This is a genomic window from Alcanivorax sp. HI0083, from assembly GCF_001635175.1.
Map to the genome: position 1 here is coordinate 1 of NZ_LWFX01000191.1, position 884 is coordinate 884.

Consider the following 884-nt stretch of genomic DNA (forward strand, 5'->3'; position numbering starts at 1 on the left):
ATCCCGGCACCGCTTCGCGACGACATTCTCGCCCTGTGCCAGCCGGGCAGTAACGAAATCGACCGGGCCGGCCGCGTCAACCTGCAGCTGGCCGGACATTACGCCAACACCTGCCAGACCCTGCTCACGCAGGCCGGCATAACCCCGGACCAGGTCCGTGCCATCGGCTGCCACGGGCAGACCATTCGCCATCGCCCGCAACCGCCCGGCTTCAGCGTACAACTGGGCTGCCCGGATTCGCTGGCCGTGGCAACCGGCATCCCCGTGGTCAGCAACTTTCGCAACAAGGATATGGCGCTGGGCGGGCAAGGCGCCCCGCTGGTGCCGCCCTTTCATCGACAGTTATTTGCCCGCCCTGATCAACGCATTGCCGTGATCAACATCGGCGGCATGGCCAATGTGACCTTGCTGGATACCGGCCAGCTCACCGGCGGCTTTGATACCGGCCCGGGCAACGTGCTGATGGATAGCTGGATTCAACAGCACTACCAGCAAGCCTACGACCGCAACGGTGACTGGGCCGCCAGCGCCCAGCCCGACAGCACCCTGCTCACTACCCTGCTGGATGATCCGTATTTCCATCAGCCGCCCCCGAAAAGCACCGGACGGGAACGCTTCAGCCGCGACTGGCTCAACGCCCAACTGGCTAACCACTCGCTCCCTGATGACGTCATCCAGGCAACACTGGCAGAACTCACCGCCCACTCGATCAGCGATGCACTTAACAACTTCCAGCCCGATCACGTACTGATCTGTGGTGGAGGCGCCCATAACCGGCACCTGCTGGAACGCCTTCAGGCATTACTCAACACCCCGGTCACCAGCACCGCCGAGCACGGACTGCACCCGGACTGGGTGGAAGCCGCCGCGTTTGCCTGGTTGGC

Annotated in this window: 1 protein-coding gene; it reads left to right on the forward strand. The window is 63.9% G+C overall.

Translation table 11 applies throughout. From position 1 onward, the window contains the following. Positions 1–884: anhydro-N-acetylmuramic acid kinase (locus tag A3754_RS02035; RefSeq protein ID WP_063518715.1), on the forward strand; the 884-nt coding region annotated here is incomplete at both ends.